Below are 4,633 nucleotides of genomic sequence, written 5' to 3'. Positions count from 1 at the left end.
TCACCAGCAGGAACGCGGGGCCGTCCGCCGACAGCAGATCATCCAGCGCGGCATCCAGCTCCGCCGGGTCCTCCACGCGGCGCACGTGCGGATAGCCCGCGCCCCGCGCGATGGCCGCGAGGTCCACCGTGTCCGCGAGGGAGCGCTGGCCGCCCGTGGACCCGTACGCCTGGTTGTCTAGGACGACGTGGAGAAAGCGGCCAGGCGCGCGCTCCGCCACCATCGGCAGGCCGCCGAGGCCCATCAGCAGGTTGCCGTCGCCGTCCAGCACGACCACGCGCCGCTCCGGTTGCGCCAGCGCGAGCCCGAGGCCGATGGACGCGGCGAGGCCCATCGACCCGATCATGTAGAAGTTCTCCGCCCGGTCCGCCGCGCCGAACGCCTCGCGGCTCAGGAACCCGTTGGCGGAGACGACCAGCTCGTCCCCCAGCCGCGCGAGGACGGCGGCGATGGCCTTTGCCCGCGTCATCCCTTCACCATCCCTTCGCGGAGGAGCAGGACGACGGGCGAGCGGCGGGCGGCGGGCTCGGCGGCGGCGCGGGCCACGTCCGCCTCCACCGTCTCCGGCTCGGCGGCGACGAACGGAAGCTCCAGCGCGCGGAGCACGTCCAGCATGGTCCGTCCCGTCTGCACGTGCTCCGGCGCGTCCGGCCCGTGTCCCCGCCAGCCGACGATGAGCAGCATGGGCACCTGGTACAGCACGGCGAGGGAAAGGATGGCGTTGAGCGACGTGCCAAAGCCGCTGTTCTGCATCAGCACGGCGGGGCGGCGGCCGCCCAGCCACGCGCCCACGCCCGCGCCCACGGCCAGGTCCTCGCGCGGGGCCGGCAGGTAGCGCGCGCGGTCCGCCTCCAGGCAGGCGAACGCCGCGCCGAAGGTGGAATCCGGCACGCCGCTGAAGAAGTCGTATCCCGCGTCCGCCAGCAGTCCGCAAAAGCGCGATCCCGTCATCACGCCGCCCCCGCCGTGGCCAGCGGACGGCGCGCGGGATCGGCCGCGTGCGCCGCCGCCATCGTCCCCGACAGCTCCAGCACCGTGGCCACGGTCGCGATGCGCTCCTCCACGGAGGTGCTGCACCCGTTGCGCAGGATCTCGTCCGCCGTTTCCTGCATGGCGCGAAGGGCGCTGCGCAGCCCGTGGTTGGCGTAGATGACGACCTTTACGCCGAGGTCCTCCAGCTCCGCGGCCGTCACCGTGTGGTAGGTCGTGGGGACCAGGACGAGGGGCGCGCGGCCATCCCAGCGGCGGACGACCTCCAGCAGCCGGCGCGGCAGGGCCTCGCTGCTGTGGACGAGGATGGCGTCCGCGCCGGCGTCGGCGTAGGCGCGGGCCCGCTCCAGCGCCTCGCCGGGCGACTGGCCGGCCACGAGCGCCTCCGTCCGCGCGATGACGGCGAAGTCCGCACCGGCGCGGGCGTCGCGGGCGCGCTGGATCTTCTCCACGAACTCGTCCACGGAGACCAGCTCATGCGCGCCGGGCGCGAAGGAGTTGAGCTTGGGAAAGCGCTTGTCCTCGATGCAGACGGCGGCCACGCCCGCGGCCTCGAAGCGGCGGGCCATGTGGGCGCAGTTCTCGGCGTTGCCGTAGCCCGTGTCGCAGTCCGCCACGATGGGGATGCGGACGGCGTACGCCATGGACTGCGCGGCGGCCAGCTGCTCGGCCATGCCCAGCACGCCCGCGTCGGGCACGCAGTGCGCGGCGGCCAGCTCGAAGCCGCTGGACCAGACGCCGTCGAAGCCGGCGCGCTCGGCGACGAGCGCGCCCAAGGCGTCATGTGCGCCCAGCAGCCGGACGATGCCGGGGCGCGCGAGCAGCTCGCGCAGGCGGCGCGCGGGGGTGGGACCGTTCATGGGAGGATCCCTGCGTTTGAGGGAGGAAGATCGATGGGGAGCGATGAACGACGCGGCGGCTACGGCCAGGCGCCGTGATCAGGATGGCACCGCGATCAGGACGGCACGGCGCGCAACGCGTCGCTCCAGACCCAAGAGTGATGCCAGGTCGCGTCTCAGTACAGGTGACGCGGCGCCCCAGCCACGGCGAATGAATTCGCGGCTATGACAACGTGATGTCGGCCTGCGCCGACGGCTCCTGCCGCACGCCGTCATGGTGCGCCGAAGCCGGACCCGCGACGTAAGAGGCCGCCCTGGTGCACTCCGGCGCCCCGCTCTGGGGCAGTCCGCGCAGGCGGACTTCGCGAACTTCCAGCGGCGAATTCATTCGCTCCGGCTGGGGGCGGCGATCACGCTCCGCACCGGCCCCGCGCGAGGGCCCCTCCCGCTCGTCGACTCGCGACCTCCCCCGCTGCGCGGGGAGAGGTGGGCCGGCGGGAGGGCTCGTGGCGGCGCGGCGGCCCTGGACGGATCCCCGCCCGGCGTGGCCTACGCGGCGGCGGCCACGGCATCGCGCAGGGTGCGAGGCACCACGCCCAGCTCGCGCACGGCGCGGACGATGGCGGTCAGGTCGTCGTGCAGCCGGCGGACGTCCTCTTCCGCGCGGCTCAGCGGGCTCGTTCCCGGCCACGCCTCGGACGAGTGGAACATCACGTTGATGATGCGCGCGCCCTGCCGCACGAGCGACCGCGCCGCGGCCACCAGCAGCGCGCGCGGATGCTTGAGCGGCCGCACCCAGACCAGGCGGTGGAGACCGGCCGCGTCCAGCGCGCGGTACGCCCAGCGGCTGGCGTGGTCCGCCGGGCTGCGCGCGCCGGCCAGCCGCGCCACGCCCGCGCCGACGGTCCCCGCCCCCAGCAGCCCCAGCGGCGTGATGGAGACGGGCACCTCCCACAACGGGCCTTCGCGGTACGGCTGGGCGGGGCCGGCGCGCAGGTGCCGGCGAAAGTCCGGCCCGGGCGCGCGCAGCCCGTTGCGGTCGCGAAAGTCGATGCCGGGCGGGATGCTGCTGTCGATCCGGTAGCCCAGCTCCGCCAGGTGCTCCAGCTCGATGGGGTCCACGCCCCAGCGGCCCGCGCGGTAGCTCACGGGCCGCGCGCCGAACGCATCCTCGTGCGCGGCCACGAGGGCGCGGTGCTTGGCCAGCCGCTCGTCGCGCGGGTACTCGTAGATGAACGGCCGCGCGCCCGCATCCACCGGGACGAACGGCGGCGTTTCCCACCCGTGCAGGTGCCCGGCGATCTCGTCGCCTTCGCCGGCGGCCGCGCGCAGGACTGCGGCGCTTTCCGGGTCGCGCGCGATGGCGTACGACGTCATCCAGGTGACGGGCGCGCCCAGTGCGCGGCAGTGGTCCTTGAGGCGGTTGAGCCCGCGGGTGTTGGCGAAGGTAAAGGGGGGAAGCCGCCCGCCGGACGGGGGTGCCCACTGGTCGTCCGGCTCCGTGTCTACCGTGATCACCAGGCTCGCGCCCAATCCGCCTCCGCTCATCCAGGATTGAACCTGCTACAACCGCTCGACGCAGAGTAACCGGAAACGAGAGCCCGTGTCAACGATCTCAACGTGCGGTTTTTCCGGAAAAAAGAAAACTGCATTCTCACGCAGAGGGAGCAGAGGCAGCAGAGTACTTCGTCGCGCGATGAAGTACTCTGCGCCCTCCGCGGCTCTGCGTGAGAATGCAGTTGCTGTTCTTTAGCGCCAGACAGCGGCGGTTTCCGCGCGGATGGTGGCGGGATCAGAGGCGAGAAGGCGCGCCAGCAGCGTCGGCTCCACGTCCGCGGGCGGGACACCGGCGGCCGCGCGGGCCTCCGCGAAGGGATCGGCACCGCGATACGGGCCGGCGCACAGGAAGTTGGGCGGATGCGCGAGACCGAACATCCGCTCCAGCACGCGCGCCACGACGAGCGTGTAGCGGATGGCGCCCTTGCCGTTCAGCACGCCGCCCACGCCGGCGCGAACGAGAAAGACGGGCGCGAAGACGTTCGGCGTGACGCGGCCGCGGTGCGCGTGCAGGAACGCGAGCAGCTCGTCCTCCCCCGCCCCGCCCACGGAGACGGCGAACGGCACGGGCCCCGCGCCCTCGATCACGTAATCCGCCCCGCGCCGCACGACGCGGACGGGAAAGCGGATGCCGGTCTCCGGGTCCGTCACGGCCAGCGGCAGGTGGCCGGGCTCGCGCGGGCCCATCCCGCAGTCGTGCGGCGCGGATTCGCGGATGGCCTCGTTCGCCGCCTCCACGAAGCCCGCGTTCTCGCGGACGAACGGCACCAGCGTCTCCGCGACGATGCGCATCATCCCCGGCGCGTCCCACAGCGCGCCGAGGGGGACGAGCGGCGTCCGATATTCCAGCCGCCGCAGCGTGCGCGCCGTCCACAGCAGGTTGAAGTCGCCTGCGTGCTCCGCGCGCGCCGCGGCGAACGCGTAGTCCGCCCAGACCTCGTCCAGCGCTCGGCGCGCCGCCCGCGCGTCGAACGACGGCACCGCGCGCGACGTGAGCGTGATGGCGCCGCGCAGGTCCGCGCGGATGCGGTCCAGCGCGGCCGCGTCCGGCGGCGGAACACAGCGCAGGTCCTTCTTGCCATGCGCGCGGCGACCGGGATGGAACCGCAGCGTCAGCCGCGGGTCGGTGGCGGACGGATCCGGATTGGGCAGGTCCGTGCGGCTGAACAGGCGGTCGCTGGCGAACGTGTCGTACTCCACCCACGCGCAGAAGGCGGGCGCGCGGCATCCGTCCAGTGCATCCACCT

The 4,633-nt window shown here is 73.5% G+C and carries 5 protein-coding genes; all 5 read right to left on the bottom strand.

All coding sequences use genetic code 11. From position 1 onward, the window contains the following. The coding region (locus VFZ20_RS08320) for a thiamine pyrophosphate-dependent enzyme (RefSeq protein ID WP_329683391.1) at window positions 1-469 on the bottom strand (469 nt) is incomplete at its 3' end. Further along, window positions 466-954 (bottom strand): thiamine pyrophosphate-binding protein, encoded by a 489-nt coding sequence (locus tag VFZ20_RS08315; RefSeq protein WP_414682929.1) that lies wholly within the window; start codon window positions 952-954, stop codon window positions 466-468. The genes VFZ20_RS08320 and VFZ20_RS08315, both read right to left, overlap by 4 nt. Continuing rightward, window positions 951-1,850, bottom strand: a complete 900-nt coding sequence (locus VFZ20_RS08310; protein WP_329683390.1) for an isocitrate lyase/phosphoenolpyruvate mutase family protein — start codon at window positions 1,848-1,850, stop codon at window positions 951-953. The genes VFZ20_RS08315 and VFZ20_RS08310 overlap by 4 nt, the downstream gene beginning before the upstream one ends. 528 nt (window positions 1,851-2,378) lie before the next feature. Then, entirely contained in the window at window positions 2,379-3,347 is a 969-nt protein-coding gene (locus VFZ20_RS08305) for a hypothetical protein (RefSeq protein WP_329683389.1), read from the bottom strand. 231 nt (window positions 3,348-3,578) lie between these two features. Continuing rightward, the coding region (locus tag VFZ20_RS08300; RefSeq protein WP_329683388.1) for a hypothetical protein at window positions 3,579-4,633 on the bottom strand (1,055 nt) is incomplete at its 5' end.

The sequence above is a fragment of the Longimicrobium sp. genome, from assembly GCF_036280135.1.
GTDB lineage: Bacteria > Gemmatimonadota > Gemmatimonadetes > Longimicrobiales > Longimicrobiaceae > Longimicrobium.
This window is presented reverse-complemented; position numbering and strand designations above follow the sequence as displayed.